The following is a 26,135-nucleotide window of genomic DNA, read 5'->3' as shown; positions in this document are numbered from 1 at the left end:
GAAAATGGCCGGGGCGAGCCCGGCCATTTCCTCGCTTGCAGAACCGGCTTACGGCTTGATCGGTGCGTATTTGCCGTCGTGCCACTGGTTGATGTCGTAGCTGGCGTTCTTCAGGTCGCCCTTCTCGTCGAAGACGACGTCGCCGACCACGGTGCTGATCGGCTTGCCGTCCTTGAGCGCCTCGGCGACCTTGGCCGGATCGTCGGTGCCGGCGCGCTTGACGCCTTCGGCCACAGCCTGAATCACGGCATAGGAGAACAGCGTGAAGCCTTCAGGCGTGAAGCCGCCGGCCTTGATCTTGGCGACGGCGTCCTTCGCTTCGGGCTTGGCCTGCGGGTCAGACGGAAACACGAACAGGGTGCCTTCACCGGCCGGGCCGGCGACCTGCCAGAATTCCGGCGAAGCGATCGAGTCCGGCATGATCAGCTGGAACTTGACGTTCTGCTCGGCCGCCTGCCTCAGGATGAGGCCCGCCTCGGGGTGATAGCCGCCGAAATAGACGACGTCGGCCTTGAGCCCCTTCAGCTTGGTGACGAGGGCCGAATAATCCTTCTCGCCGGCATTGATGCCTTCATAGTCGACCTCCTTGAGGCCGCCGGCATTCATCGTCGCCTTCACGGCGTCGGCAACGCCTTGGCCGTAGGCGCTCTTGTCGTGCAGGATCACGACGTTCTTGCCGGCATATTTCTTGGCGATCCACGGACCGATGAAGGCGCCCTGCGCATCGTCACGCGTGTAAAGGCGCATGATGGTCGGCCAGCCGGCCTTGGCTGCGGCGTCGGTCAGCACCGGGTTGGACGAGGCGGGGCTCATCATCAGCGTGCCGGCTTCGGCATAAACGGCCGAGGCCGGAATGCTCGAGCCCGAGCAGGCATGGCCGTCGACGAACTTGACGCCGTTGGCGACGATGCGGTTGGCCACCGAAACCGCCTGCTTCGGATCGCACTGGTCGTCCTCGATGTCGAGCTTGATCTTCGAGCCGTTGACGCCGCCGGCGGCATTGATGGCGTCGGCCGCAGCCTGCGCACCCTGCTTGAACTGGTCACCGATGGTGGCGAGCTGACCGGTCATCGGGCCGACCACCGAAATGGTGATGTCGTCGGCGAGGGCAACCGGAGCGCTCATCATCAGGCCAAATACGGCAGCGCTCAAAATACCCAATTTTTTCATGATATAAGAACTCCTCCACTTGAGCGCGGCGGCATGACCGCGCTTCTTCCACAGAGCCGGGACAATTTCACCCTTCGCGGAAACTGTCGAGAGGACAATTCGGAAGGTTTTGGTTCATTTCGGCTGGGATTGCTTGGGCCACGCGCATGATTACCATGCCTAATGCAAAAAGCCGTGCCGGCCTTGTTTCGGTCGGTCACGGCTTTTGCAGTCGAGCTCCCCAGACGCCCCGCGCCTGAAACCCGCTCGCTTCCCTGTTTTGTCGCACGGCTGCGGTTCGTTGACCTGCCGCGTTCTTGATCTTGTCATCCGGCCGTCTATCGCGGCCTTGTCCTCCCGAACTTTCAGGCGCTGCCCGCAGGATCAGTGCATCGTCATCCATTCGCGGGCTTCGCGCAGCGCCGTGGCGATCTCGACCTTCGACATGGTGACCGATAGTTCCGAGCGCAGCTCGGCGGCGCGGACAGAACCCTTGATCGCGGCGATATTGAACCATTTGTGGGCGGCAACGACGTCGGTCTCGCAATCGCGGCCGGTCGCATACATCATGCCCAGTTCGAGAAGAATGTCGGCCTGGGCAGTTGCCCCCATGGCGCCGAAGCCGTCTTCAAGCATTTCAAAACGTGCCATTTCAATCCCCTGTCTGGCTCCCGAGAGCTGCCTCCTTTTCCCCCGGTGTCCCCTCGGGGCGGGCCGCTCTTTCGATGCTTTCGAGGATGACGGCTGGCCTTGAATCCGTCGTTAAATGACTTGCTTAATTTGAGGAAAACAAAGCTAAAACAAGAGGTAAACGCGAAAAACCGTTAAGCATGGGAATCCAGCGTTTCCGCCATTTTGCATCAAATTCGATGAAAATTGCCGCAAGCGGAATCAAGACTTCGCTAACCACGGAAACCGAAGCGTTTTTCCGGCCGCGTTTATTTCCAGCCGTCGGGGCGTCGAGAATCCTTCCAAGCTTACCTGGCGGCACCGCTTTTGTTTTGGCGGGAGCTGGATTAGCTTCCGTTAGCGTAAGGGGCAGATGGGCGGATCGAAATCACCGCAATCCATTGGGAGGACAAGATGTTTCGAAAGATGAACCTGGCCCTGGCGGCCACCTTGATCATGGCGGGTGCCGCGTGCGCCGACCCGATCGAAGGCAGTTGGAAGACGCAGTCCGGCGAGACGGCGACGATCGGCGGCGGCGGCTCTTTCTCCATCACGCTCAAGACCGGCAAATATGCTGGCAAGACGATCGGCTCGCTAAAGGCGACCGGCGACAACAAATATGCCGGCAACATCACCGACCCGGCGAACGACAAGACCTATTCCGGCAAGGCGACCCTTACAGGCACAACGCTCAAGATGAGCGGCTGCGTGCTCGGTGGCCTGATCTGCAAGAGCCAGACCTGGACTAGACAGTAACTCTGCAGACTGGTACCTCGGCGTCTCCAAGGCACAAAACCGGAGACGTCAACCATGCTTCACCCCCACAATCTCAAGGGACGCCAAGCGATCTCTTATGCTCGCTGGTCCTCCGGCAAGCAGTCCCAGGGCGACAGCCTTGCCCGACAGACCAGCAATGCCAAGGCGTTCTGCTCCCAGTATGGCCTAGACCTAGACCTCGACCGCCAGTTGGTGGACGATGGCGTCTCTGCCTTCAAAGGCGCGAACCTGGAGGCTTCTCTTGGTGCCTTCGTGGCTGATGTCCGGTCTGGCAAGATACCGAATGATGTAGTCCTCATAGTCGAGAACATCGACCGCATCACACGCGTTAAGCCAGCCAGGGCAATCCGTTATTTCCTCGATCTCTTGGACACAGGTCTTACCCTGGTGACTTTGACGGACCAGCGCGTCCACACCAGCGAGGGATATGACGACAACTTCGCCGGTCTCATGATGTCCCTCATGGCCATGCAAGCCGCCCATGAGTACAGCGCCAAGCTGTCTTACCGTGTCCAAGAGGCCTGGAAGCGCAAGGCTGAGAAGGCGCGCGCGGGACGCATCAAGCTCGCCAAGGTTCCCTTCTGGATTGATCGCGACACCCAAGAGCTTAACGCCAGGGCCTCAGACGCTCGCCTGTTGTTCGATCTCGCAAAGCAGGGTCTCGGCCAGTTGACAATCACACAGACGCTGAACGCCAAGGGCATCTTAAGCCCAGCAGGTGGCACGTGGTCTCAGATGGTCGTGGGCGAGACGCTGCGTAACCCTGCGGCCTATGGGACGCTTGTCCTTCGAGGCGAGCAGGTGCCGGGCTACTTTCCTGCCCTGATCACTGAGAGCGAATGGCTGGCCTCACGCCAGAGGACCAAGGCCCGACAGCACAGTCGACAGGTGGGCAACACAACGAACCTGTTCAGCCGCATGGTCTATTGCTCGGAGTGCGGCTCCTCAATGGCCGTCACCTCTGTTAAGCGTGGTGGTCGATCCTTCGGCTATCTCACATGCACCGGCAAGATGTCTAAGCGTACCGACTGCCGGGCGCCTAATTGGAACTATGGGGACTTCGAACGGGAGATAGTCAGCCGCATTGGCTTCTTGGCCGTTCCTATACCGCAGGAACCGGAGGCCGTTGACGGTCCCGTGAAGGCCATAGAGACCACCTTGGCCGCCCTCGAAGCTAAGAGGGCGAACGTCCTTGACGGTGTTGCCAATGCCTCCTCAGCCGATGTCATCCGCCTGTTGACGACACAGGCTGATGCTATCTCGCGTGAGATCGCATTGAAGCGCCAAGAACTCGGAAAGCTACGTGAGAACAACGCGAGGTTTCGTGAGGCTGAGGCGGCCGTAGACGATTTTATGGCGGACCAAGAGGAGATTGAACGGCTGGCCCGCGAGGACCGCAAGGCGGCGCAAGGGCTCCTTGGTGACCTGATAGAACGCATCGACCTTGAGAGCGACAGCAAGACCCTCAGGCGAGCCCTTGTCACCATGCGCAGCGGCCAAACCCACGCTATCGTTTTCGACAGCAGCGGGGAGCCCGGCTAATTAGGTGTCCATATAGAGAGTAGCAAGAATAACATTAGCAACTCGTCATATTAGATGTGCTTTATGTCGTCATATGGAGAATGTGAAGCCAGGTCGGTCTGAGACCGCCAATTAGAGCCTCATATGGAGAACAGGAAAGCTCCCACGTTCGGCTTGCTCACCTCTCCTCCCCTGTCTTCCCTGTTTTTCTCTTGGTGGTCTCCTTTGATCACCGAGCCACCGCCATCCACATCTTGGCGCTTGCACCCTGATCATCACAACATGTAGGACCCCATGACCCATACCGCCCCTGCGGATGCGGCTGGCGATGCCGAATTGCTCGCCCTCCGTGAAGCCCTGCGCACCCCGACGACCACCCCAAGCCTCGCCAAGACCTTTCCGTCCCCAAGGAAACGCCCTTGGAGCCGTGAGTTCCCCTTACCAGTCCGCATAACCCGCGCCACCAGACGCCTCGCCCACGTTGGCGGAATGGTGCCGGAAGGCTGCAGCTTGGAGGACATGGAAAGGGTCCGATGCAATCACCGCATCCACGTTGACGCCATCAAGGAAATCCTGGGGACCCTCTGGTCCTTTCGGCTCCTCGGGTGGTTTCCATCCGACACCGTCTACCTGGACCATGACCAAATAGCCGAGATCGTAGCCGCTGGCACCAAACGCCCAGCGGACACTCAAGACCTGATGCCCAACTGGCTCACCCGCCGTCATTCGGTCGATGAACTCAAGGCCTTCCGAGACGGGAAGGCTGCTTAAGGCTGGGCATATTGCCCATGTAGCGTTGCCCACCCAGCACCAACGAAAGGTTCCAAATGACGGAACAAATCTCCACCCCCGAGGCCCTCCAGGTCATCCGGCAGGCCCTCGAAACGAACGGCTCCACGCCACCCGCTCCACTGCCCACCCGCCTCGACCTCAAGGGACCCATCGGCCCCTCGCGTGTCACGTCAATGACGGGTGTCTTCCAGCCGCGTGAACTCGAAGGGCGCAAGCTCGAAGGCGAACGCCACATTGAAACCCTCATGGCCGCTATCGGCTCCCCGTCCAATCCTACCTATCTGGACCCCCTGGCTGTCTGGTGGGGTGGAGACCGGTGGTATGTGGTCGATGGTCACCACCGCCGACACGCTTACCTCCGAGCTGGCGTTCACACCGCCGTGCCCGTCGAGGTCTTCGAGGGGACCCTTGAGGAGGCCCTGGCGTTCGCCGTCGAGGCCAATTCAAAGGACCGCCTGCCCATGACTCTTGTCGAGAAACTGGACCGCGCGTGGTTCCTGACGGTCACCACAGACCTATCCCGTGACAGGATACGCCGCTGCTGCTCCGTAGCGGATGGCACCGTGAAGAACATGCGCAAGGTTCGCGAGGGCCTTGCCGCGACGGGAGCAACCCAGGAGCATCTCATGTCCCTCACATGGCAGGATGCCCGAGACGAGTTGCAGGGACACGCGCCAAAGGCTCCCGTGCCAGACTGGCGTTCCAAGCTGGTTTCCGATTATGAGCGCCGCCTGCGTAAGACCTTCGGCTCCCAGTTGTTCAAGAATGCGGACATCTTCGCTGAGGCCCTTGTGGTTCTTGATAAGCGCTTCCCCGCATGGCTCCTTGAGGCACCCGCCTTTAGTGAGCATGTCGCGGCTAACCTGGATCGCATGATCGAGGAGCGGGACAACCCCGACTACTAGGGGCGGACTGGGCACATTGCCCATGTAGCGTTGCCCAGTTGGGCATACCGCTAGCCCCCCTTCCGCCCCATTGGGGCAGGTTCAACATACCCTAACCATAAGGAGGTCGCCGTGTGCGATTTCGGATTAGTCCTCGGCCTTGCTGCCGGGGCCGCTCAAGCTGCCGGTGAGGCATCCATAGCGAGCGACAAACAAAAGGCTGCTGTGACCAACTACAATCTGCAGCAAGCCGCCAATGAACGCGAGTTCATCGTGAACACCAATGCCGCCCTCAAGGATGGCTATCAGGCCCAGTTGGAAGGAGACCGCGCCCATTCGGCGGCTGTAGCCTCAGGCGCTGGCATGAACGGGCCGACCGCTGGTCTTCGGCTTGCCGAGCAGTCCCGGCAGACAGCATTGTCCATCGCCAACGCCAAGGACCAGATGGACGGCGCCAAGGCCAACTACATCATGACTGGTAAGTCCCAACAGATACAGGCCCAGAGCACTGTCAACGCACTGAAGCCTAACGCAATGTCCACCTTCACGGACATCGCCACCTCTGGTCTCAAGAACTACGGCCAGTTCCAGTAACCCAAGGAACCCTCATGGCATCTCCCGTCACTCGGGGTCACCCGCGCGACTGGCGTGTTGGTGTCCAAGCCCCTGACAACGGCGCCCAGCTGCGCCGCCGACAGATCATCAACGAACGCAAACCTTGCTCCTGCCCTGGCTGTGATCGGAGGCGCTCGGGTGTCTCCCGCTACTGTGGCCACCACAGGGACGCCGCAAGCTCCCGTGGGGACCCCCTGGCCCGCCTTCCGTCCCGCAACGAACTGGCCATCTTCCGCCACGCCATTGCCGTTTACCTACAGACCGACGCTAAGCTGGCCCAGCGTATCGCAGGGGACCTTAGGAGCCTTGAGCGGCGCATGGCGCAGCCTCCTGCCTTCTGCCTCAGCCCTTCCGACATCCACAAGGGACTGCCGCAGATAGCCAAGGCCAAGGGTCTCCTCGCCAACTGGCAGCACCGCGACAGGCGGACCTATACCGAGGCCGTCACCAACGCCCTGGCGCTCAGCGGGTGGATGGAAGTTTACTACGACACAGGCCACGTCGGGGGTCTATGGGAGAACCGCAAGGCCTTCCTGACCACTCGAGCCGGTGCCCTTCTGGGCGACTTCCGCAAGACCATCGGTCGGACGACGCTGCGCAAGGAGGCCTCAGGGGCCACCCACCGGCTCTTTGGCCGCGACTTCGTACACCACGCCAAAACGATCTACGGCCAGGACTTCTGGTTCTCACCCGTCTCCACCAACGACGGTCAGTCCCTGACCCTCCGCGACTACACCCGCATGGCCCTCAAGGCCGCAGGTCTCCTCAGCTGCTGAAGCAGCGTCTAACAATCGAAGGAAATAGCCTCATGTCCGATGACGGAATGATGCGCATGCCTAACCCTATGGACCTCAGGTCCGGTTGGGGCGCCAACAACAACCCGAACTATGCCTCAGGCTCTGCCGCTGGGCCTGCCCCCGATGGCAAGGTCTTCGTGGCTGGTCTCAACACCTATGTGGATGCCGACATCGCCGCCGAGCTTGGTCTCACTGGTGCTACCCCTGCGTCTCAAGCGTACCCCGAGGCCGCTCCCATCGGCTCCCCTGCCACCCTGAACCCTGAGGCCATCCCTGCCGGTCACGACCCTCTCGAACACATCGACGTTGACGATATGACCGACGAGGAACTTGAGGCCCTTCAGGAGCAACTTGAGATCAAGGATGAGGACGCAGCGCCGTCACTCTCCGAGACCCTTGACGCCATTGCGGAATGCTTCACCCCCGAGGCCTTCGTGAATGGCGTGGAAACCCTGGTCGAAACGGGCGACTTCAATGACACGCTCACCCGCCTCTCCGAGGCCACTGGGGTGGATGCCGCCACCGCGTCGGTCCTGGTCGAGACAGCTGTGATGGAAGCCTCGCCCGTCGCATCCGAGCATATCGGAGACGAGCGTTGGGCCTCTCTGGTCTATGCCGCCTCCCGCACGGATGACACCTTCGCTCGTCGCATCGTTTCCGATGTGGTCACCGGTCGCTTGGACCCTTCCCGTTTACCCCAGGCCTATGACTGGTGGTGGCAGTCTCTGCCCGACGCGGACGAGTTCTGATCGATGGCTTTTCTCATGAAACACCTTGCCACCCTCTATCTGGTCCTCGCGACCGCAGCCACCATCGCAGCCCTGCTGCCACACTAATCACAAGGAAGGAAGAACATGGCCAAGAAGCCTATGACTCGCGAGGAACTCCTCGCCCAACTCGACGCCCTCGACAACTCGACCGAGATCGGCAAGCTGAACGCCGAGATCGCGCGTCTCACCAATGAAAACTCGACCCTTGTCCGTCAGCGCCAGGAACTTGAGCGCCAGCTTAAGCAGGAACGCGAGGCCATGCAGTTGGTCCGCGAGGCTATCCGCAAGGTGGACGTTCGGACGCGCTCTCACGGTGCCGACAGGCCCGGCCACGCTGAGGGCGCCGCCGCCGCAGATCGTGCCGACCGGATGGCCATGGCCGAGGTCCGCGCGGGAATCGTGCGGGGCACCCATGACCCTGCCACGGGTCTGCCCTACACTGCCGAGACCAAGCCTCAGCGCGACTTGGCGGCAGGAGCGCCCAGGGTGACCCAGAAGGAACTCACGTCCTTTTTCCCGGCCTTGAGCGGCCCTGAGGTGGACGTTACCGACACCGCCGACACTTTGGCCGACGCTGAACTCGCCGAAAACCAAAGTGCCCTCGCGATAGCGGAAGGCGCGTAATCCGTTTCTCTATCCCCTACGTCGTCGCTCCCGTCCGTTGTCTCTCACCCGGTCTGCGGTAGCGTGAGGTTTGGGGTAGAGCGGACTCAGGGGCACCTTGCGTTTCGTTACGGTCGCGCACGGTGCCCCTGAGTACCCGTCAGGGTAGTTCGATCATCCCCGCTCGCTTGCGGAGGATGTGGAAGGCCGCACTAATCGTCTCATCGTCCTTGCGACGCTGCGCCTCTGGATCATGGTCGTGGTCCGCCTCTTCGATGTGGAAGTCTCCCGACTGAGACGGTTTATGTTTCCACGCCCATTCGCAGGCCTCCCAGTGCCCTTCGCAGGCTACGGTCCTCTTGCTGACGAGGCGTCCCTGTTTTCCAAAAAACATTACTCTGTAGTTGATCATGATATCGGCTTTCCATCTTGAAGCATGGCTTTGTTGCCGACACGCTATCAATCACATGCTCTCTGAGGAAAAAAGTCCGACCACCGAAGAAGCTTCGCTAACGAAGGCAATCTGTGGAGAAACAAGGTATCCCCGCGACAAAATCGAATATGGCGACTTGCTAATGTAGAGGCTCATTTGGACCAGGACTGGCATGTCCAGTGGACAGATTCAAAGTGGTCTTGAGCGACCAGCCGTCCTGTGCCTGTATGCGCCGGAAGTTACTAAGGGGCTAAAATGAAGAAATTGATTGCGGGCTTTGCCGGATGTCTGTTGCTCGGCGGATGCGCTATGACGCTTCCGGTTAGGGGACAGGCTGGAGACGGCTCTGAGACTTTCACCGGAAGCGCGACAGGCTACGCCGACGGCGCCGGGAACCTGACCATCACCAGCAACAAAGGTCGGAAGTGCCAGGGTGACTTTGTGTACGTGAACAACAGGCAAGGCAGCGGAACATTCACGTGCAGTGATGGGTCGAGCGGCCCGTTCAACTTCGTTTCCACAGGCATGAGGGGTACCGGCACCGGGACATTGGGCGGCAAGCCGTTTACCTTCTCCTTTGGCTAAGTCGCCGGGTTCCTTGCCGACTCTACAATTGTGGCGTTAGTCTCAAGGGCACAAACCGCTGCAACTATGAGCGCAGCTGTGGTTTGCTTGATCGCCAAGACGTGAGTGAGGCCTTGATTTCTGAGAGGTGGCGGGCGGTGCCATTTATATACGGGGCGAAAAGCTGCCCATCGACACCTCATCCATGGTGCGGGTCCTAATGGGAAGCGATCACACATCACACGCCAATCATCGGTGCTCCTGTGTGGGGTACCCAAATCGTCCATAGCCAATTGACGATCGAGGCTCTCGTCCCAACGACATAGTCAGCTGCCCAAGACCAAAAGTACAGACTGAGGCAGGCGTTGATCGCGGCAACTGCGTACAGCCACCGCCATTGATTTCGATCCGGCTTGCTTTTGTAGAGCACAACCAAAACGGCGAGCGTAGGGGGCACCACAAGAAGCGGAATAACCGCCAAAATCCACGCCAACATCGAAACTGGATCGGCTCTAATGCTCGCCAAGATTGAAGCGAGCTTCCTCGCTCCTGCCTGCTTGGCATCCTGGACCGCCCATTCCAGAGACAAGACTGCCCCGCAAGTCGGACAGGTGCTAACCCCTTTGAGGGTCTCGCCGAAGCAAGACGGGCACAGTCCAGTCGCGCTCGTTAACGGTCTGCGATCCGAACCCACGTCAGCCTCTCGGCGAGACGGGCGAGGCCCCGGCGAGAAGCATATGGTAGCGGAGGTTCATTGCCTTAGCGGTCTTATAGGCGTCGACTGCGGACCAAATCCAGATGACCCACCCCAACAACACAAACCACAGGGCGATCATGAGGGCAAACATGAGGATGCCCTTCCCTATTTGGCCATTATAGAATTGGCCCAAGCCACAAATGAGAAGCGAAAGAATAAGCGCCACGCCAGCGGACTTGTTCGCCGCCGCGCCGTCCAGAAGGACCGCAGCAACCCCGTGGCCGGGTTGAGGTCCGATATTGTTCGTCACCTGGACGATAGTGGCGCCCTCTGCTGCGTTCACTCTGTTATCCAAACTTGTTCGTGACGGCGGAAGCGGCGCAGTTCTGGCTGGCTCAAAGAAACGACCAAGAACAGGATCGTCTTTGGCAGACTTCCAAACAGTCCCGCCTACTGGGATGACCTGTGAAGCCAAAGTTATGCGCCCTTCCTTAGCGAAGTCTCGAAGTTCGTGACCTGTGTACGGACCATAATTCTGGCCTCCGATATTAAGGTGCCAAGAACCGTCCAAAGGATGCGGTGGAGCATCGGAAATGGTATTCGACCTAGCCCCAGTCGCCACAGGTAGCGCGGGCTTATCCCCCGTTTGCTCTGTCATAGATTCCCCCTAGACCCCTAGCAGCATCTTTAGCAACGGGTCCATAAAAAGCAATGCCAATCTCAAGGTTATCGTCGTCCGTATTGCTAGTGACACTACTCCATGTCTGGCACGTCGCCAGCCACAAAGAGCGTCTTTGGCTCTCCATACTCGCCAATTGACGGGTTGGCCTCGCGAGACCAAGCAATCGCCCCCGCATGTTTCCCCGCGAGGGCCTTGGCGGTTCTTATGGCCCGCTCCTCGGACTGCTGCTCGGCAGGCCCGTAGACGGCTTGGAGGCTGCCCTCTTCGTCCCGATCGAAGGCGGTGACCACGATCAGCTTCGGGGTCTGCCGCTGCGGGAGAATGCTCTCGCTCATGGCTGCCTCACGCCACAGTGGGGTGTGTCTCGTCAAAGCTGATGGAGACAAGCCCCGGATATCGATGGGCGATAGCAAGTATTTGGGTTTCAAGCTCACAGTTGTAGGCCATGAGTGCCTCCACGGCATCCGCCGGGCTCTCGTATTTCGCGATGAGCTTTTGGGCCTCTAAGTGCAGTTCGGCTCTGGTAGCAGGGTCTAGATTGTACGTGCCCATGGTCCGCTCCTCACCCGAACAGACGGCGGGACCGCGAGGACGGCTCGGTGGCGGCGTCAAGCCTCTCTTGGAGGTGCCCGTTGAGCACGATCATTTCCTTGAGAGCCTTCATCACGTCGCCCTTGTGGGTGGCAACGAACTTGTCCGCGATTGCTTGGAGAGCAGCCTCTTGGCGGCCGTCGAGCCTGACAATGTGGTCCATTTCATTAACTCCTAATGGTCCATGCTCTTAGTGAACAAAAAGGGAACGAAATTGTCAAGACGAAATTGACTCAACGAGGAATATACTCCTACCTTGTGTCATGCCCGATACAGGTGGACGAAGCAGGCGCGGAGGCGCGTGGAGACTCAGCAATGCCCATGAAACTGGGCAATTGGTCCGCGTTCATTGTGGGCTGTGCAACGTCAAGCGCTGGTATCAGCCGGACGACTTGAGGAAGATCGTCGGGGATATCGAGGCTGAATCCGTGGGTTCCAAAATGAGATGTGAGCGCTGCGGCAAAAATGATTTTATGCAAGCCGAGACACAAAATCCCTCAGCACGAGAACGACAGACTATTCAGGTTCGACGGCTTGCGGAAATAAGAATGATACGAAGAATCATTTGGAGGGACAGTTAACGCGCCTGCGATTTTCGTAAGGACGCCGGAACGAACTTATCAATCTCCTGATCGGAAAAGGTGTACTCCTCATTTTTTTGGAGACCATCTTGGGCTTTTTTGTAAGCGGCATAGTTTGTCTGGGGTGCCCCCGCATAAATCGCCGCAAGCGTTACCTGAAGTTCATCACGCCGCTGCCCCGCTTCCTTTACCGACAAGGCCCCCATACGGAGGTCCGTCAAGAGCGACAGATAGGACTCCCTCACCGGCCATATGTTTGCAGCTGCGTCACGATGTTTCTGTGCCGTGCCGCCAGGATCAAAACCCTTCATATATCCCGATGCCCAAAGCCCGGCGATGGAAAGGAGCGCTGTCGCCAATTTCAGCCAGAACTGATCCAGAAAGACAACGCTTAGTGCGCCCGACGTTGTGAGCACTGATACCGCAATCTGGCACAGCTTATAACGCTGCAACGTGGTTGCGCAGGCCTCAGCCATTTTCTCGTGGGTTTTGTGGGTGTAGATCACTCGGCCAAAACACTCCCGTATTTGGTCCTCCATAGCGCTGAATTCGGTCATACAAGCTGTATCTTTCTCGCGCGCTACGCGGCGTTTGAGTCGATGGGAACGTGTATCCTATCCTTGGCAACAACAACGCCACGCTTGACGGCGTAGCATTCAGCGATGTGATCGCCACGGAAGTTTGTAGTCTCATTCTTTTCTAGCTTTCCCGCGTCCATCACTATCTGGCCTCGGATACAATTCCTTCTTATGGCCTCGTCCCCTCGATTTAAGATCTTCCAATAGAGCCTAAAATCACCAGGGATATTATGCGCTGCGACATGGAATCTTAGAGTTTTGGACGGCTTCAACGGCAGCTTGAGACGCACAATGTCTCTGAGTAAGCGCTCCCTGAAGCCATTTTGCGACACATCACAATCGATCGTAATCGGGTGCCTAATATCTACCGCGAAACGGTCCTCAATAAACTCCTCAGTTTCACGATAGCTGCCGAAGGCGGCCTCGGCCTTTTTGACACTTGCACTCGCAGCCGGAAACTGCCGTCCGTACACCTTTCGCCATTTGTCGTTCTCATTCTCTTTCCCGGCGGCTTCAATGGCTTTGAGACACAACTCATGAGCGGTTTCAGCTTTCTTCTGGAATTTCTTCTTTACTCGCACCCTCTGACCGCTTCCCAACGCAGCGTAATAGTCTTGGTCAGGGAGGTCGGAAAGGTACTTGAAGAAATCACGGCTCATATAGTCGTAGTACAGATAGCTCTTCTCGTCGTACTCCGACGTAGATTTCAAAAAATTGTAGGCCAGCGTATCGACCAGGAGGCCGCCCATGCCGACGCCGTGCTTGTTCTTCCATGCTCTCGCCATTTTACAAAGGCGGCGTAGGTTGCTGTTTTTCTGTTCGTTGAACTCTGATATCGCCTTGATTTCATCTCGAGGCATCGTGATCTTCCACTTGCCGCCGCCATACGTATCCGGATATTTGAAACTCCCATCTTCTTGCTCGAACACGGGTTGCGCTTCGATATGGAAGTCCGTGTATAGAACACGAACTACCAGTCGATCCACATAAACCTCGGTGTTTGGATAGCGCGCCTTAATGGCGTCCTTGGTTTCAGTCAGTAGCCGAGACTGACCATTGTCCTTGTAGTCATCCCAGCTAGAAGACGGCATGATGTAGAGCATGTCCAAGTCAGAAATACCGTCTATTGCCGTGTGCCGCCCATACGATCCGACTTGCAAACTGTTTGCGGTCTTCGACTCGCTGTCCCGGAAGTTTTTATTTAGCGCTGCAGTGATTTCACCGTAGCGATTGCTAATGACATCCGCATTGGAAATCTTCAGGTTCTCAATGAAGCTCTTAAAGTTATCGGCAACACCCACCGCAATACCTCATCTAGGCGCCGCTTCGCCAAGCAAGAATCAATTTAAATTTTCGGCAATTACGATGAGAGGTGACTTTCAAAAAATCAACATTCTTAAGAAATAAAACTTCGGTTTTCCCCTGCAATGAATGACACAGCCCTCCCACACGGAGTGCCGGATGCGGTACTTGTACAAAAGTTCATCCAAAGGGCAGTCACTTAGAACAGGGATAACTGACCGCTGTTAGTTGCCGTTTGAGGGAACTTGATCTGCGTTTCGGGCTTCCCGACAACCACTAAGGCATCCTCGGGCGCTGTACGCTGCATGTGCCGCGCTTCCGACCAGGGCGCAGTGAGCCAGGTCTCCACCTCCTCGCGCGTGGTGAGAATCACCGGCATAGCCTTCTCATGGATAGGCTTGATGAGAGCGTTAGGTTCGGTTGTCAGAAATCCGTAGACCTCGTGGTCGGCGGGAGCGTCTTTCGCCTTTCGCATCCCGTGCCAACGGGTCCACAGTCCCGCGAAGAAGAACAACGGCCGATCCTCGTTCAACGCGAACCAGTAGTTCTTCTTGATGCCTGTCTCGGGGTCCTTCACATCGATCGGGCTGGGTTCCGCGAAGCTCGTCACCGGCACCACGCAACGGTGTTCTACCCCGAGATACGGCTGCCAATGGAAGTAGTTGGTCTTGCGAACGTTCGTGGTTCCATAGTCCGCCTTGCCCTTAACTCGCTCGGGGGGTGACGGCATCCCCCATAGCAGCCGGGCAAGCTCGCGCTGGCCATCAAGAGCATTGCGCACCACCGGGCCGGGTGTGTTGGGATAGATGTCGATAGAGGGCTCAAGATTCCCCAGGATGTCCCGCATGGCGCGGGTCCACTCGCGGATCGCGTCTTGGCTGGTAGTGATGTTGTAGAGGTTGCACATACACGTCTCTTGTCTGGCGCGGCGGGGCTCCTAAGTCCGAACGCTGTCAGATTTCTGTGGATATCGCAATTGACGCTGCCTTGGAGGCCTCAAGCTCTGAGCCGGAAACGCGCGGCGAATTGTCGTTAAATCGCAACAACAACTGTTCGCGCGCAATCCTGCTGTAGGAATCAGAGAGGACCAACGCGATGGACACACTTGAAATTGCCGCCTGGGGCATTGGAATTCGGGGCGTAGGCCCTATCGGGAGCGCTGCAGCCCTGGCGGCGCTCGTTTTGATCCTCGCCTATATGGCCTACAGGGTGTGGCGCAGGGACAGGCGATGATTCGGGGAAGTTACATTCGGACATGATTGACGTTGAATTCGATACGTTAACGATGGCGCATCAACCGGAGACCAGTCGGCTAGTCGCCGCGCTGCGTAGCGAAGACGACATCGGTGCGGTCATCCGTTGCCATTTCGAAGTGGAGCGTGCTGCTGAACACGCCCTTGAGGTAATTACTCAAGGTAGATTCAAGGTCGCGCGCGCTAACTATCTGTCCGAGAAGCTCAATCTTTTGGAAATCTTGGGCGCACCACAAGCCTTCCTCGGGGCCGCGCGCCTGATGAATAAGCACCGGAACGGGCTGGCCCATAGAGGGGTCGACCAAATCACCGCCGAACAGGAGGCCGAATACTCGGCTGCTGTCCGAAGGGTTTTTCCGCAATACGGGGAGGATTTTAGGCTTCGTGCAACGAAAGGAACTGACTGGTCCTTCGAGAAAATATACGCGGATTGCTCCGTGAGAGAGCGATACGTCTGGTCGACAGGGTTTGTGATAGTGATGGTCGGCGAACTACCGCAGTTCATGGCGAAGTACTTCGCTACCGCCGCCCAACGGCAGGAGTAACAGCATCACTTGAGAGAAGGGTATGGGGTGTCATGAGCAGCGACGAAACCAATTCCGAGAGCGCGGGTTCACGGAGCCATCCCGAGGGAAATCCACAGCGGGGGACTCTTAAAGAACTTGAGGACTCCATTGGTCGTTTAATGCCGCTAGTGGGTCGAGTCCTGGCATCGGCCTGGAACATTCAAATGCGCTTGTTGATAGCGATAGGGCTAATGCCGTATGCCCAGAAATATCCGTGGGCCTTGTTTGTGCTGGCGTTCGTGTTGCTGGGCGTAGTGTTTCCCTTAGGACTTATCTTTACGGCAACGGGGATTGCCGCCTTGAATTACGATGTGCGCGCCAAGGACCAATTCCTAGCGGACTTGGACAAGCGAGCCTGAACTTTCACCAGCGGACATTTCTGCAAAAAATCTGTTTCGGCATTTACCTATATAGGCGGGGCTGGTTTCCCCCGTGGCCCCACAGGGAACGCAGGGTTCCTGCCCCTATCCCGCAGGAGCCACAGACATGGAACACTAACGGCTCACGCATCGTACGCCATGTACAATCTGCAAAGATAAAGTCTTTTCTGGCATAAGCTCTGATCGCAAACTCCAGATGATCCGAACGGGGCCCGAACGGCCCCGTTTTCTTTTGGCGCGGCAACGCTCCGTCGGACCGACGGCGCGTCACCGGCGCCCGTTCAAACCCTCGTCAATCAATTTGAACCGCAGATGAATACCGGTCTCAGAACCGGTTCAGAGGCCGTCAGGCATTTTCTCCCGCATTGAAGGAGAGAGAAATGCTTGCCCGTCGCTTCACCATCGTCTGCCTGCTGATGAGCCTGTTCGGCATGCTCTTCGCCATTCTGGTGGCGGAGGCCGGTCATTCGGCCCGCTCGTGGGAACGGCCGGCGCCTGCGTTGTCGGCGTCGTGAACCAATTCAAGCGCTGAAGCGACCAAGCTGAAGATCAAGTTGAAACGTGGACACCACCAAATGATCCGCATCGCCGCCATCGCAACCAATGCCCTTCGGCTGCTGCCGCGGGCGGCGCTCATCCTGATCCTGCTGGCAGCCCCGGTGCTGGCGGTGCCGATGATGCGGGCCGACACGAGCCACAGGATCGAGGCACCGGCGCACAAGAACACCACCGTAGGCTTTGTACTGCTGATCAGCCTGCAGCGCGGATAAGGTGTGTCGATAATTCCGGTGAGGCCGGCCTGCGAAAGGCGGCTTCCTGCGCCTCCGGTGCTCACGTACTGAAAGTACGCTCCACTCCGGTTCTCGGAATCCACCTTTCTCGACTCGGCCTGACCTGAATCTCGTCACACCTTGAATCGGAGCGATAACAAAAAATCTCCAGCTGGGTTGCGGTTCCTGTCCGCTCACCCCTCCCAAGCGCTCTTCCAAATCTCTATATTGGGCCATGGAAAAGCGAATCTACCCCCAAGCCATCGAATCTGTCGTCATGCCGGAGCCTTTCGGCAAGCAGGACTTCCATGACGCCAAGAAGGCCGTCGCGGCGCTGCAGGCGCTCTACGACCGCAACACCAAATTCCTGCGCGATTCCTTCGCAGCGCTTGCCGCGGGCGGTGACGAGAGCAAGCGTTACCGGGCCTTCTATCCGCAGATCGGCGTTACCACGACGTCGTTCAGCCAGGTCGATTCGCGCCAAGCCTATGGCCATATGCCGACGCCCGGCCATTTCGCCACCACAATCACCCAGCCGCAACTGTTCGAGAACTATCTCATCGAGCAGCTTCGGCTGATCATGCGCAATCACGGCGTGACGGTGACGGTGTCGGAGTCGACCACGCCGATCCCGCTGCATTTCGCCTTCCTGGAAGGCACCTATGTCGACGGCGCGGCCGCCGAACGCATCAGGCGACCGATCCGCGACCTGTTCGACGTGCCGGATCTCGACGGAACCGACGACCAGATCGCCAACGGCACCTTCGAGGTGGCATTGGGCGAGCCGCGGCCGCTGGCGCCATTCACCGCGCAGCGCATCGACTATTCGCTGCACCGCATGACGCATTACACGGCGACCAGCCCGCAGCATTTCCAGAATTTCGTCCTGTTCACCAATTACCAGTTCTACATCGACGAATTCGTCGCGCGCGCCCGCGAATTGATGGCCGATGGCGACAGCGGCTATGTCGAGTTCGTCGAGCCCGGGAACGTCATTACCAGGAACGGAGCGACGGCTTCTGAAGGCACGCTGCCGCAGCGCCTGCCGCAGATGCCGGCCTATCACCTGAAGAAACCCGGCCATGGCGGCATCACCATGGTCAATATCGGCGTCGGCCCGTCCAACGCCAAGACGATCACCGACCATATCGCGGTGCTGAGACCGCATGCCTGGGTGATGCTCGGCCATTGTGCAGGCCTGCGCAACACGCAAGCGCTGGGCGACTATGTGCTGGCACATGCCTATGTGCGCGAAGACCATGTGCTGGACGACGACCTGCCGGTCTGGGTGCCGATCCCGCCGCTGGCCGAGATCCAGGTGGCGCTGCAGGAGGCGGTCGCCGAAGTCACCGGCCTATCCGGCTACGACCTCAAGCGCATCATGCGCACCGGGACCGTCGCCACCATCGACAACCGCAACTGGGAGCTGCGCGACCAGCGTGGACCGGTGCAGCGCCTGTCGCAGTCGCGCGCCATCGCGCTCGACATGGAATCGGCCACCATCGCCGCCAACGGCTTCCGCTTCCGCGTGCCTTACGGGACGCTGCTATGCGTCTCCGACAAGCCGCTGCATGGCGAGTTGAAGCTGCCCGGCATGGCGACCGAGTTCTACAAACGCCAGGTGGCGCAGCATCTCACCATCGGCATCAAAGCGATGGAGAAGCTGGCCGAAATGCCGATGGAGCGGCTGCATTCGCGCAAGCTCAGAAGTTTTTCCGAGACGGCGTTCCAGTAGCCAGGTGCCGGCCAGCCACCGGCGAGGCAATCCGTCGTCTTGCTTGGGCCGCAATTTGGCCGATAAGCGGTCCGGATGAATGGCTGGGGCAGTCGGAGCAGATGACAACGGGCGGTGCGCGCTTGAGCATGATGGCTCAGCTGACATTCCTGGCGATGATGGCATGCTCGGCTGCGCTCTTGGCGGGGTTCTTCGGCGCGCTGCATCCGGCCTTCGACTCCTTCTCGCATTTCCGCATGCATTTGGGCGTGCTGACGGCCTTGCTCGCGCTGGCCCTGCTTGCCGGTCCCTACCGACTGCAGGCCGTCGCGGCGCTGGTCTTCGCCATTATCTGCTTCGCCACGACGACGAGCGCGCTGCCCAGATTGTCGACGCAGCAGGCGGTCGCAAAGCCGGTCGACCGGATCGTCTATAGCCTGCTGCAGATGAACCTGCGCTTCAACAATCCGACGCCGAAGAAGGTGCTGTCGCTGATCGGCAGGACCAATCCGGACGTCATCACGCTCGACGAAGTGTCCGGCATGTGGGCGAAGGAGCTTGGCTACATTGCCCGCGCCTATCCCTACCGCATCTTTTGCGATTATCCCAACGGCATATTCGGCGTCGCGCTGCTCTCGCGCCGTCCCTTCGCCGCCGGCACCGCGCCGCGTTGCGAGCCGCGTGGCGCGATGGCCATCGCCACGATCGATTTCAACGGCGTTCCGGTCGACGTCGCAGCGATCCATCTGAGCTGGCCGTGGCCGAAGGAGCAGTACTGGCAGATCAGCGAACTGGCGGAACCGCTGGCCGGGCTCGGAGAGACCGCGATCATGGCCGGCGACTGCAATGCCGTGCCGTGGAGCGCGGCGGTGCGGCGGGTGGCGCGGCTCAGCGGTATGACGCTGATGCCGTCGGCCGGTCCGACCTGGATCCACCGCACGCTGCCCGACTTCCTGCGCCGCTATGCGGGCCTGCCGATCGACCAGGTGTTCAGCAAAGGCGGGGTGACGATCCTGTCGTCGGCCCGGCTGGAGGATACCGGCTCCGACCATCTGCCGGTGCTGGTCGAATTCACGCTGCGATCCGACAGCAACGCGCCCGAGGACGAGCACAGATCGGCGCTGGCGGCGAACGACGCGCAGGACAGGCCGCGCAGCTGATGTCAGCTTAATAGGCGACCGGCTGGAGTTTTCAGTTCTTCCCCCTCAAAGCATTGACCAGTTTTTCGACATGGCCGCCGTCGCGGTGCTCGCGCGCGTCGAAGGCATTCTGCCTGGCCTCGTAGTCGGCATAGATCGTGTCGATGCGGCGCCTGGCGTCCCAGCGAAGACCGGTGCAGAACCAGTTGTCCTGCCGCTCGAGCCCGGCAAGCGCTGTCTCGGTCGCCCGCATCATCTGCTTGGCGACACGGCCATGGGTGCGCTCATGTTGGCGCACGCCGGCCATGAAACGGTCCCAGCGCCTGCGCAGGACCGGGCCGGACGGCGACGTGCGACGCGGAAACGTATAGGTCAGGTCGATCGTGCCATTAGCCTGGCGCAGCCGGCAGATGCCGTTGTCCCGCTTCACGTCGAGATCCCAATGCACGGTATAGCTGGTCTCGGCGATGGCGCGCGTGGCATGGCCGTGCCGCGGCCCGAGGCCATCCATCGCCTCGATCAGTTCAGCACCGGTCCTGCCGGCGACGTCATAGCTGCGCACATGCACGGTCAGCTTGGTGCCGGCGGAGGCCGTCCCGCAAAAAAGCACACCGGCAGCAGCTAAAATCGCCAGGCTGATGCGCCGCATGTCCGCCTCCTTGTTTTAGAGGCGAAGCAGACCACACTCGGCGCCCGGCTTCAACGGTCTCTGCCGATAAGGCGCGGCTCACATGCCTCGTAAACCGACCTTCGCCGGCTTTGTCGGAGCGGCGCCGAGACGGCCCGGCCGGAGCGGCTCACAGGCCCTGGTAGACCGGCCCCTCACCGCCTTGTGGCGGCACCCAGTTGATGTTCTGGTTCGGATCCTTGATGTCGCAGGTCTTGCAGTGGACGCAGTTCTGCGCGTTGATGACGAAGCGCACGTCCCTGGCCGACGGATCGGCGGCGGCGTTGCCGTCCTTGTCCACCCATTCATAAACGCCTGCCGGGCAGTAGCGGGTCGAGGGACCGGCGAAGACATCGTGTTCCGAACGCTGCTGCAGGGCCATGTCGCCGACGATCAGATGCACCGGCTCGTTTTCCTCATGGTTGGTGTTGGAGAGAAACACCGAGGAGAGCCGGTCAAAGGTCAAGACGCCGTCCGGTTTCGGATAGGCGATCTTCTGATGTTTGGATGCCGGCTCGAGCGTCGCATAGTCGGCCTTGCCGTGCTTCAGCGTGCCGAAAGGCGAGAAGCCGAACAGCGTGTTCAGCCACATGTCGAGACCCCCGATGCCGACGCCGACAATGGTGCCGAAGCGCGACCACAGCGGCTTGACGTTGCGCACCTTCTTCAGATCCTTGCCGATGTCGCTGCCGCGCCAGGCTTCTTCGTAAGACGCAAGTTCGTCATTGGCGCGGCCGCCGGCGATCGCCCCAGCCACATGCTCGGCCGCCAGCATGCCGGACAGCACCGCGTTGTGCGAGCCCTTGATGCGCGGCACGTTGACGAAGCCGGCCGCGCAACCGATCAGCACGCCGCCGGGGAAGGACAGTTTCGGTACCGATTGCCAGCCGCCCTCGGTGATGGCGCGCGCGCCGTAGCCGATGCGCTTGGCGCCCTCGAAAGTGCCGGCGATCGCCGGATGGGTCTTGAAGCGCTGGAACTCCTCAAAGGGCGACAGATAGGGGTTCTTGTAGTTCAGGTGGACGACGAAGCCGACCGCCACCTGGTTGTCCTCGAGATGGTAGAGGAAAGAGCCGCCGCCGGTTTTCATGTCGAGCGGCCAGCCGAAGGAATGCTGCACGAGACCCGGCTTGTGGTTTTCGGGCTTGACCTGCCAGAGCTCCTTGAGGCCGATGCCATATTTGCCGGGTTCGCGGCCTTCGGAAAGTTTGTATTTGGCGATGAGCTGCTTGGCCAAGGAGCCGCGGGCGCCTTCGCCGATCAGCACGTATTTGCCCATCAGCGCCATGCCGGGCGCGTAAGCCGGGCCATGCGTGCCGTCCTTCTCGACGCCCATGTCGCCGGTGATGACGCCGGCGACGGCGCCGGCCTCGTTGTAGACGAGGCTTGCCGCGGCGAAGCCCGGATAGATCTCGACGCCCAGCGCCTCCGCCTTGGTGGCGAGCCAGCGGCAGACATTGCCCAGCGAGACGATGTAATTGCCGTGATTGTTCATCAGCGGCGGCATCAGGACGTTCGGCAGGCGAAACGAACCGGCAGGGCCAAGCACCAGGAAATGGTCCGCCGTCACCGGTGTCTTGAACGGATGATCGCTCTCATCGCGCCAGCCGGGCAGCAGCCGGTCGATGCCGATCGGATCGACGACGGCGCCGGAGAGGATATGCGCGCCGACCTCGCCGCCCTTCTCGAGGACGACGACGGAGAGGTCCGGGTTGAGCTGCTTCAGACGGATCGCGGCGGCAAGGCCGGCGGGACCAGCGCCGACGATCACCACGTCGAATTCCATGCTTTCGCGTTCGATATCGCTCATCGACCCCTCTATAGCTTGCCGCATTCTCGCATTGTGCTGGCTCATGCGCTGCATAGCGCATCAATTCGCGACGCGAAACCGGCGCTGACATGACAATGCCGATTTCGACAAAAAGTCGCGGTTTTCCCTACGAAAAGGCAGCAGCGGAGACCATGCCCAAGCATAGGCCAGCGCCACTTGGTTGACAGGCCAGGCGGCGAGGGCATGTTTTTAATTGTTCGACGGCTTGGTTATCGGCAATACTTCGCGTCATGCGCAGTCCAGAGCCGGCCGGCTTTCCATCGAAGCGCTTACTCTTCACGCCAGGCGCGGCCTGGCGCGCGGTTCTTCCGCTCCTCTTTTTGACCCTACCGGCGGAGGCCGATCCGGTGAAGGTCTGGGCGACCGGCGCCTATTCCTTCTCCGACGAGCTGGGCGGCTTCCGCATCACCGGCGCCTCCGGCATCGGCACCAAGGAAGACCCGCTGATCATCAAGGAAGAGCTCAACACGGCAACGCCGGTGACGCTGACCATCCGCGCGACCAAGCCGATCGAGCCCTTCGGCAAGGCCGGCCAGGTCGCCAACGGCGTGATGTATATGCGCATCGACGTGCTCAACAACAGCGCGCTGCCCTGGGTGGAGTTCCAGTTCGAGCTGCAGGAGATCCTCGACCAGCCAAGCGTGTTCGGCGACGGCCTGTCCTTCGACCAGCGCAACAAGACGCCCGACAACATCTGGTCGAGCAACTTCGCCGATTTCGAGCGCAAGTTCGAACCTTACGACCAGCTGCTGTTCAAGAACGGCAAGGTCGACCCGCTGAAGACGGCGACCTTCGATTTCCTGGTCACCGACTACACGCCGCGCTGGACGTTTTATATCGTGCAGGATCCGCGCATACCCACTGGGTGAAGTACGCCGGTATTCAAGTCGGAGCTGACAACTTGCAAATCGACGCCGCGCGGACAATGGTGGCGCCATGACTGCCGCCTCCCCCAGCACACCAGCCGGAATCGCCGAACTGCTCGCCTTCTATGCCAGCGCCGGCGTCGACGACGCGCTCGAAGACGCGCCGATCAACCGGTTTGCCGAAGCGGCGAAGTCGGCCGAACGCAGGCCTACCGAGCGGACGCCAGCCGCGCCGCGCCGCGAAGCCGCGCCCGAAAGCCGAACGGCACCCGAGCAGGTCCCGGCACGAGTCGAGAACCCGCCAGCGCCCTTATCCGGCCTCGACGCCGCCAATATTCCGGATGCACCGGCCCGGGTGCCGGCGGCCGCGGCCGTTCCCGACGAGGCACAAGCGGCTGCGGCCCGGCAACTCGCGGCAAGCGCTTCGACGCTGGATGAACTGCGCCAGCACATGGCTGCCTTCGACGGCTGCAATCTCAAATTCACGGCCAAGAACCTGGTCTTCGCCGACGGCAACCCGAACGCCGACCTGATGCTGGTCGGCGAGGCGCCGGGCCGCGACGAGGACCTCGAAGGCCTGCCCTTTGTCGGCCGCTCCGGCCGGCTTCTCGACCGGATGCTCGCGGCGATCGGCCTCGACCGTGGTTCGGCCTATATCGCCAACGTCATTCCGTGGCGGCCTCCGGGCAACCGCACGCCGACGCCGCACGAGACGGAAATCTGCCGGCCCTTCATCGAAAGGCAGATCGAGCTGGTCAATCCCAAGGTGCTGATCAATCTCGGCGGCCCATCGGCCAAGACGCTGCTCAACACGACTGAGGGGATTCTGCGCCTGCGCGGCAACTGGCGGGTGCACACGACTGCATCGGGCAAAGCCATTCCGGCGATGCCGACGCTGCACCCGGCCTATCTGCTCAGAACGCCTGCGCACAAGAAGCTGGCCTGGCGGGATTTTCTCGAGGTCAAGGCAAAGTTGAGGGGGCTGGCGTGAGCGCCCTTCCCTTCTCCCCTTGCGGGCTAAGGTAGAGCTATAACCTTCCAAGTAATTGAATCACGTCTCTCGCCCCCGTACTCCTCCCCCGATGACCACATCCGAACCCTCCGCCGGCAGCCTGATCCGCGAGTGGCGCATGCGGCGGCGCATGAGCCAGCTCGACCTCGCCATGGAAGCCGATATCTCGCAGCGGCATCTTTCCTTCGTCGAGAGCGGCCGCGCCCAGCCGTCGCGCGATATGGTGTTGCATCTGGCTGAGCAGCTGTCGATCCCGCTGCGACAGCGCAACCAGCTCCTGCTCGCCGCGGGCTTCGCGCCGAGCTTCAGCGAAAAGCCGCTCACCGACCGAACGCTTGCGCCAGCGATGGCCGCGGTCGAGACCGTGCTCAAGGGCCACGAGCCCTTTCCGGCACTGGCGGTGGACCGGCACTGGAACCTCGTTTCCGCCAATGGCGCGATCGCCCCGTTCCTTGCCGATATTTCCGAGCCGTCCCTGCTCCAGCCGCCGGTCAATGTGCTGAGGCTCAGCCTTCATCCGGGCGGCGTGGCGCCGCGCATCGTCAACCTGGCGGAATGGCGCGCGCATCTGCTGGAGCGGCTCAAGCACCAGAACGACGCCACCGGCGACCCGGTGCTGATCGAGCTGGAGCGCGAATTGCGGACCTATCCGTCCGGGCTGAAGAGCGGCCGGCCGGGGCCGGTCGAGCCAAGCGGCATCGTCCACCCGCTCAAGCTCGCGCATGGCGATGCGGTGCTTTCCTTCATCAGCACCATCACCGTCTTCGGCACGCCGCTCGACGTCACCCTGTCGGAGCTGGCGATCGAATCCTTTTTCCCGGCCGACGAGCAGACACGGGCGGTGCTGGTGCGGCTGGCGAAGGAGCGGAGCTCTCAATAGCTCAAAGTTAGAAGGCCGTGGGACAGCACCCCCCTCTGTCCTGCCGGACATCAGGACAGAGGGGGGTGAAGGAACTCGGGGCATGAGATTCACGCAGCGGAACTATCCCTGCGGCGGTGCGGCTTTCCTGGTGCGCGTGCGCTCCAGGCCGAGCTGCCGTTCGCGCCAGATGATGAAGATGCCGGCGGCGACCACGATCACGCCGCCGGCAAGCGTGTTGAGCGAGGTTACGTCGCCGAAGACGAAATAGCCGACGACGACGCCGAGGATCATCGAGGTATATTCGAACGGCGCCACAACCGAGGCTTCGGCGTGGCGGTAGGCCGCCGTCATCAGGATCTGGCCGAGCCCGCCGCAGAAGCCCGCGACGACGAGCAGCGCAGCCTGCATCGGCGTCAACGCCTGCCAGCCGAAGGGCAACGTGAAGAGCGACAGCACCGAAGCCGTCGAGGAGAACCACAGCACGATGGTCGCCGTCTTCTCCGTCTGTACGAGATTGCGCACCAGAAGCATGGCGACCGCCGAGATCGCCGCGGCGATCAGCGCGGCCATGACGCCCAACACCTCCTGGTCGTCGAGGCCCGCGCCCGAATTGAGCAGCGTCAGTTCCGGCCAGGAGATGATCAGCACACCGGCAAGACCGATCGCGACCGCGCTCCAGCTATAGACGCGGATCGTCTCGCCGAGGAAAACCGAGGAGAACACCACGACCAGCAGCGGCTGCGCATAGTTCAGCGTGATCGCCTCGGGGAGCGGCAGCCTGGTCAGCGCGAAGAAGCCGAGCCCCATGGCGCCGACACCGACCAGGCCGCGCGCGATATGGTTAAACGGCCGCCTGGTCGTGAACGCGGTGGCGAGCTCGCCCTTGAAGGCCAGAAACGCGATGATCGGGAAGATGGCGAAGAAAGAGCGGAAGAAGACGATCTGCCCGGCCGGCACGTCGCCGGCCGTCTTGATGCAGGTCTGCATGCCGACGAAAACCGTCACCGAGACGATCTTCAGCGTGATGCCGCGCAGCGTGTTGTGGCCGACGGCATGATCGACGGTCATAT

Annotated in this window: 31 protein-coding genes and 1 pseudogene; 17 read left to right on the top strand and 15 right to left on the bottom strand. The window is 60.4% G+C overall.

The genetic code is table 11. The annotated features are described in order from the left end of the window. Positions 1-48 precede the first annotated feature (48 nt). The gene (locus LB553_RS08915; protein WP_224512424.1) at positions 49-1,170 is read right to left on the bottom strand and encodes an ABC transporter substrate-binding protein; all 1,122 of its coding nucleotides are present in this window, start codon (positions 1,168-1,170) and stop codon (positions 49-51) included. 363 nt (positions 1,171-1,533) lie between these two features. Further along, positions 1,534-1,800 carry a sel1 repeat family protein gene (locus LB553_RS08910; protein ID WP_224512422.1) on the bottom strand — a complete coding sequence of 89 codons (267 nt, stop codon included), beginning with the start codon at positions 1,798-1,800 and terminating at the stop codon, positions 1,534-1,536. A 432-nt stretch (positions 1,801-2,232) separates the two neighbouring features. On the opposite strand from LB553_RS08910, the gene LB553_RS08905 reads away from it, so the two are divergent. Next, positions 2,233-2,574, top strand: coding sequence for a DUF2147 domain-containing protein (locus tag LB553_RS08905; RefSeq protein WP_224512421.1), 342 nt, complete (start codon positions 2,233-2,235; stop codon positions 2,572-2,574). Between the two features lie 54 nt (positions 2,575-2,628). Further along, positions 2,629-4,137 carry a recombinase family protein gene (locus LB553_RS08900; RefSeq protein WP_224512419.1) on the top strand — a complete coding sequence of 503 codons (1,509 nt, stop codon included), beginning with the start codon at positions 2,629-2,631 and terminating at the stop codon, positions 4,135-4,137. 417 nt (positions 4,138-4,554) lie between these two features. Here the strand turns inward: LB553_RS08900 and LB553_RS08895 are convergent, their stop codons facing one another. Next, complete coding sequence (locus tag LB553_RS08895) at positions 4,555-4,842, bottom strand: hypothetical protein (protein ID WP_224512417.1); 288 nt, start codon at positions 4,840-4,842, stop codon at positions 4,555-4,557. Between the two features lie 101 nt (positions 4,843-4,943). Between LB553_RS08895 and LB553_RS08890 the strand changes: the two genes are divergently transcribed. The 5 genes from LB553_RS08890 to LB553_RS08870 all read left to right on the top strand — a co-directional run bounded on the left by LB553_RS08890 (position 4,944) and on the right by LB553_RS08870 (position 8,598). Further along, complete coding sequence (locus tag LB553_RS08890; protein WP_224512415.1) at positions 4,944-5,813, top strand: ParB/RepB/Spo0J family partition protein; 870 nt, start codon at positions 4,944-4,946, stop codon at positions 5,811-5,813. A 111-nt stretch (positions 5,814-5,924) separates the two neighbouring features. Further along, positions 5,925-6,386 carry a hypothetical protein gene (locus tag LB553_RS08885; protein ID WP_224512413.1) on the top strand — a complete coding sequence of 154 codons (462 nt, stop codon included), beginning with the start codon at positions 5,925-5,927 and terminating at the stop codon, positions 6,384-6,386. 338 nt (positions 6,387-6,724) lie between these two features. Further along, the gene (locus tag LB553_RS08880; protein WP_224512411.1) at positions 6,725-7,183 is read left to right on the top strand and encodes a hypothetical protein; all 459 of its coding nucleotides are present in this window, start codon (positions 6,725-6,727) and stop codon (positions 7,181-7,183) included. A 32-nt stretch (positions 7,184-7,215) separates the two neighbouring features. Continuing rightward, complete coding sequence (locus LB553_RS08875; protein ID WP_224512409.1) at positions 7,216-7,953, top strand: hypothetical protein; 738 nt, start codon at positions 7,216-7,218, stop codon at positions 7,951-7,953. Between the two features lie 105 nt (positions 7,954-8,058). Further along, positions 8,059-8,598: a hypothetical protein gene (locus LB553_RS08870; RefSeq protein ID WP_224512407.1), complete on the top strand. Its 540-nt coding sequence runs from the start codon at positions 8,059-8,061 to the stop codon at positions 8,596-8,598. 139 nt (positions 8,599-8,737) lie between these two features. On the opposite strand, the gene LB553_RS08865 is transcribed toward LB553_RS08870, so the two are convergent. Continuing rightward, the gene (locus LB553_RS08865; protein ID WP_224512405.1) at positions 8,738-8,989 is read right to left on the bottom strand and encodes a hypothetical protein; all 252 of its coding nucleotides are present in this window, start codon (positions 8,987-8,989) and stop codon (positions 8,738-8,740) included. A 276-nt stretch (positions 8,990-9,265) separates the two neighbouring features. On the opposite strand from LB553_RS08865, the gene LB553_RS08860 reads away from it, so the two are divergent. After that, on the top strand, positions 9,266-9,595 hold the full coding sequence (locus tag LB553_RS08860; protein ID WP_224512402.1) for a hypothetical protein: 330 nt from the start codon (positions 9,266-9,268) through the stop codon (positions 9,593-9,595). Between the two features lie 674 nt (positions 9,596-10,269). On the opposite strand, the gene LB553_RS08855 is transcribed toward LB553_RS08860, so the two are convergent. From LB553_RS08855 to LB553_RS08820, 8 genes and pseudogenes are all read right to left on the bottom strand, one after another. Continuing rightward, positions 10,270-10,614 carry a TM2 domain-containing protein gene (locus LB553_RS08855; protein WP_224512683.1) on the bottom strand — a complete coding sequence of 115 codons (345 nt, stop codon included), beginning with the start codon at positions 10,612-10,614 and terminating at the stop codon, positions 10,270-10,272. Between the two features lie 90 nt (positions 10,615-10,704). Beyond that, positions 10,705-10,929, bottom strand: a pseudogene (locus LB553_RS30775) (GYF domain-containing protein); the annotation flags it as partial. Positions 10,930-11,024: 95 nt separating this feature from the next. After that, on the bottom strand, positions 11,025-11,288 hold the full coding sequence (locus tag LB553_RS08845; protein WP_224512400.1) for a hypothetical protein: 264 nt from the start codon (positions 11,286-11,288) through the stop codon (positions 11,025-11,027). Between the two features lie 7 nt (positions 11,289-11,295). Further along, positions 11,296-11,505 (bottom strand): hypothetical protein, encoded by a 210-nt coding sequence (locus tag LB553_RS08840; RefSeq protein WP_224512399.1) that lies wholly within the window; start codon positions 11,503-11,505, stop codon positions 11,296-11,298. A gap of 10 nt (positions 11,506-11,515) precedes the next feature. Then, positions 11,516-11,707, bottom strand: coding sequence for a hypothetical protein (locus tag LB553_RS08835; protein WP_224512396.1), 192 nt, complete (start codon positions 11,705-11,707; stop codon positions 11,516-11,518). Positions 11,708-12,121: 414 nt separating this feature from the next. Next, positions 12,122-12,682 carry an SLATT domain-containing protein gene (locus LB553_RS08830; RefSeq protein ID WP_224512394.1) on the bottom strand — a complete coding sequence of 187 codons (561 nt, stop codon included), beginning with the start codon at positions 12,680-12,682 and terminating at the stop codon, positions 12,122-12,124. A 23-nt stretch (positions 12,683-12,705) separates the two neighbouring features. Continuing rightward, entirely contained in the window at positions 12,706-14,004 is a 1,299-nt protein-coding gene (locus LB553_RS30675) for an SMODS domain-containing nucleotidyltransferase (protein WP_224512391.1), read from the bottom strand. 200 nt (positions 14,005-14,204) lie between these two features. After that, positions 14,205-14,912, bottom strand: coding sequence for an SOS response-associated peptidase (locus LB553_RS08820; protein ID WP_224512389.1), 708 nt, complete (start codon positions 14,910-14,912; stop codon positions 14,205-14,207). A gap of 348 nt (positions 14,913-15,260) precedes the next feature. On the opposite strand from LB553_RS08820, the gene LB553_RS08815 reads away from it, so the two are divergent. From LB553_RS08815 to LB553_RS08795, 6 genes are all read left to right on the top strand, one after another. After that, the gene (locus LB553_RS08815; protein WP_224512387.1) at positions 15,261-15,803 is read left to right on the top strand and encodes a hypothetical protein; all 543 of its coding nucleotides are present in this window, start codon (positions 15,261-15,263) and stop codon (positions 15,801-15,803) included. Positions 15,804-15,835: 32 nt separating this feature from the next. Then, positions 15,836-16,183, top strand: a complete 348-nt coding sequence (locus LB553_RS08810) for a hypothetical protein (RefSeq protein ID WP_224512385.1) — start codon at positions 15,836-15,838, stop codon at positions 16,181-16,183. 401 nt (positions 16,184-16,584) lie between these two features. Continuing rightward, positions 16,585-16,719 carry a hypothetical protein gene (locus LB553_RS30480; protein WP_263483977.1) on the top strand — a complete coding sequence of 45 codons (135 nt, stop codon included), beginning with the start codon at positions 16,585-16,587 and terminating at the stop codon, positions 16,717-16,719. A 60-nt stretch (positions 16,720-16,779) separates the two neighbouring features. Further along, positions 16,780-16,974 (top strand): hypothetical protein, encoded by a 195-nt coding sequence (locus tag LB553_RS08805; RefSeq protein WP_224512383.1) that lies wholly within the window; start codon positions 16,780-16,782, stop codon positions 16,972-16,974. A 277-nt stretch (positions 16,975-17,251) separates the two neighbouring features. After that, complete coding sequence (locus LB553_RS08800; protein ID WP_224512381.1) at positions 17,252-18,709, top strand: AMP nucleosidase; 1,458 nt, start codon at positions 17,252-17,254, stop codon at positions 18,707-18,709. A 128-nt stretch (positions 18,710-18,837) separates the two neighbouring features. Then, a complete protein-coding gene (locus tag LB553_RS08795) occupies positions 18,838-19,848 on the top strand; it encodes an endonuclease/exonuclease/phosphatase family protein (protein ID WP_224512663.1) in 1,011 nt (336 codons plus the stop codon). Positions 19,849-19,879: 31 nt separating this feature from the next. On the opposite strand, the gene LB553_RS08790 is transcribed toward LB553_RS08795, so the two are convergent. Beyond that, positions 19,880-20,476: a DUF922 domain-containing protein gene (locus LB553_RS08790; RefSeq protein ID WP_224512379.1), complete on the bottom strand. Its 597-nt coding sequence runs from the start codon at positions 20,474-20,476 to the stop codon at positions 19,880-19,882. A gap of 148 nt (positions 20,477-20,624) precedes the next feature. Further along, entirely contained in the window at positions 20,625-22,328 is a 1,704-nt protein-coding gene (locus LB553_RS08785) for an electron transfer flavoprotein-ubiquinone oxidoreductase (protein ID WP_263483976.1), read from the bottom strand. Between the two features lie 227 nt (positions 22,329-22,555). Between LB553_RS08785 and LB553_RS08780 the strand changes: the two genes are divergently transcribed. The 3 genes from LB553_RS08780 (at position 22,556) to LB553_RS08770 (ending at position 25,083) form a co-directional block, all read left to right on the top strand. Beyond that, on the top strand, positions 22,556-23,194 hold the full coding sequence (locus tag LB553_RS08780) for a hypothetical protein (RefSeq protein ID WP_224512375.1): 639 nt from the start codon (positions 22,556-22,558) through the stop codon (positions 23,192-23,194). Between the two features lie 67 nt (positions 23,195-23,261). After that, on the top strand, positions 23,262-24,182 hold the full coding sequence (locus LB553_RS08775) for a uracil-DNA glycosylase (protein ID WP_224512374.1): 921 nt from the start codon (positions 23,262-23,264) through the stop codon (positions 24,180-24,182). A gap of 91 nt (positions 24,183-24,273) precedes the next feature. Further along, positions 24,274-25,083, top strand: coding sequence for a helix-turn-helix domain-containing protein (locus tag LB553_RS08770; protein WP_224512373.1), 810 nt, complete (start codon positions 24,274-24,276; stop codon positions 25,081-25,083). Between the two features lie 102 nt (positions 25,084-25,185). On the opposite strand, the gene LB553_RS08765 is transcribed toward LB553_RS08770, so the two are convergent. Then, a complete protein-coding gene (locus LB553_RS08765; RefSeq protein WP_224512372.1) occupies positions 25,186-26,133 on the bottom strand; it encodes a DMT family transporter in 948 nt (315 codons plus the stop codon). Positions 26,134-26,135 lie beyond the last annotated feature (2 nt).

Source organism: Mesorhizobium sp. CA8 (genome assembly GCF_020164955.1).
Taxonomy (GTDB): Bacteria; Pseudomonadota; Alphaproteobacteria; order Rhizobiales; family Rhizobiaceae; genus Mesorhizobium.
The sequence above is the reverse complement of the archived record's forward strand: the minus strand, read 5'-3'. Positions and strand labels throughout refer to the sequence as shown.

What these genes read in the sequence shown, in the direction of transcription:
- LB553_RS08895 (WP_224512417.1), bottom strand. Translation starts at nt 4,842, where the DNA reads ATGACGGCGGGTGAGCCAGTTGGGCATCAGGTCTTGAGTGTCCGCTGG.
- LB553_RS08890 (WP_224512415.1), top strand. Translation starts at nt 4,944, where the DNA reads ATGACGGAACAAATCTCCACCCCCGAGGCCCTCCAGGTCATCCGGCAG.
- LB553_RS08810 (WP_224512385.1), top strand. Translation starts at nt 15,836, where the DNA reads ATGAGCAGCGACGAAACCAATTCCGAGAGCGCGGGTTCACGGAGCCAT.
- LB553_RS08910 (WP_224512422.1), bottom strand. Translation starts at nt 1,800, where the DNA reads ATGGCACGTTTTGAAATGCTTGAAGACGGCTTCGGCGCCATGGGGGCA.
- LB553_RS08905 (WP_224512421.1), top strand. Translation starts at nt 2,233, where the DNA reads ATGTTTCGAAAGATGAACCTGGCCCTGGCGGCCACCTTGATCATGGCG.
- LB553_RS08775 (WP_224512374.1), top strand. Translation starts at nt 23,262, where the DNA reads ATGACTGCCGCCTCCCCCAGCACACCAGCCGGAATCGCCGAACTGCTC.
- LB553_RS08795 (WP_224512663.1), top strand. Translation starts at nt 18,838, where the DNA reads ATGATGGCTCAGCTGACATTCCTGGCGATGATGGCATGCTCGGCTGCG.
- LB553_RS08770 (WP_224512373.1), top strand. Translation starts at nt 24,274, where the DNA reads ATGACCACATCCGAACCCTCCGCCGGCAGCCTGATCCGCGAGTGGCGC.
- LB553_RS08880 (WP_224512411.1), top strand. Translation starts at nt 6,725, where the DNA reads ATGGCGCAGCCTCCTGCCTTCTGCCTCAGCCCTTCCGACATCCACAAG.
- LB553_RS08785 (WP_263483976.1), bottom strand. Translation starts at nt 22,328, where the DNA reads ATGCGGCAAGCTATAGAGGGGTCGATGAGCGATATCGAACGCGAAAGC.
- LB553_RS08800 (WP_224512381.1), top strand. Translation starts at nt 17,252, where the DNA reads ATGCCGGAGCCTTTCGGCAAGCAGGACTTCCATGACGCCAAGAAGGCC.
- LB553_RS08820 (WP_224512389.1), bottom strand. Translation starts at nt 14,912, where the DNA reads ATGTGCAACCTCTACAACATCACTACCAGCCAAGACGCGATCCGCGAG.
- LB553_RS08830 (WP_224512394.1), bottom strand. Translation starts at nt 12,682, where the DNA reads ATGACCGAATTCAGCGCTATGGAGGACCAAATACGGGAGTGTTTTGGC.
- LB553_RS08860 (WP_224512402.1), top strand. Translation starts at nt 9,266, where the DNA reads ATGAAGAAATTGATTGCGGGCTTTGCCGGATGTCTGTTGCTCGGCGGA.
- LB553_RS08805 (WP_224512383.1), top strand. Translation starts at nt 16,780, where the DNA reads ATGATCCGCATCGCCGCCATCGCAACCAATGCCCTTCGGCTGCTGCCG.
- LB553_RS08900 (WP_224512419.1), top strand. Translation starts at nt 2,629, where the DNA reads ATGCTTCACCCCCACAATCTCAAGGGACGCCAAGCGATCTCTTATGCT.
- LB553_RS08865 (WP_224512405.1), bottom strand. Translation starts at nt 8,989, where the DNA reads ATGATCAACTACAGAGTAATGTTTTTTGGAAAACAGGGACGCCTCGTC.
- LB553_RS08835 (WP_224512396.1), bottom strand. Translation starts at nt 11,707, where the DNA reads ATGGACCACATTGTCAGGCTCGACGGCCGCCAAGAGGCTGCTCTCCAA.
- LB553_RS08780 (WP_224512375.1), top strand. Translation starts at nt 22,556, where the DNA reads ATGCGCAGTCCAGAGCCGGCCGGCTTTCCATCGAAGCGCTTACTCTTC.
- LB553_RS08870 (WP_224512407.1), top strand. Translation starts at nt 8,059, where the DNA reads ATGGCCAAGAAGCCTATGACTCGCGAGGAACTCCTCGCCCAACTCGAC.
- LB553_RS08845 (WP_224512400.1), bottom strand. Translation starts at nt 11,288, where the DNA reads ATGAGCGAGAGCATTCTCCCGCAGCGGCAGACCCCGAAGCTGATCGTG.
- LB553_RS08875 (WP_224512409.1), top strand. Translation starts at nt 7,216, where the DNA reads ATGTCCGATGACGGAATGATGCGCATGCCTAACCCTATGGACCTCAGG.
- LB553_RS08815 (WP_224512387.1), top strand. Translation starts at nt 15,261, where the DNA reads ATGATTGACGTTGAATTCGATACGTTAACGATGGCGCATCAACCGGAG.
- LB553_RS08790 (WP_224512379.1), bottom strand. Translation starts at nt 20,476, where the DNA reads ATGCGGCGCATCAGCCTGGCGATTTTAGCTGCTGCCGGTGTGCTTTTT.
- LB553_RS08840 (WP_224512399.1), bottom strand. Translation starts at nt 11,505, where the DNA reads ATGGGCACGTACAATCTAGACCCTGCTACCAGAGCCGAACTGCACTTA.
- LB553_RS08915 (WP_224512424.1), bottom strand. Translation starts at nt 1,170, where the DNA reads ATGAAAAAATTGGGTATTTTGAGCGCTGCCGTATTTGGCCTGATGATG.
- LB553_RS08765 (WP_224512372.1), bottom strand. Translation starts at nt 26,133, where the DNA reads ATGACCGTCGATCATGCCGTCGGCCACAACACGCTGCGCGGCATCACG.
- LB553_RS30480 (WP_263483977.1), top strand. Translation starts at nt 16,585, where the DNA reads ATGCTTGCCCGTCGCTTCACCATCGTCTGCCTGCTGATGAGCCTGTTC.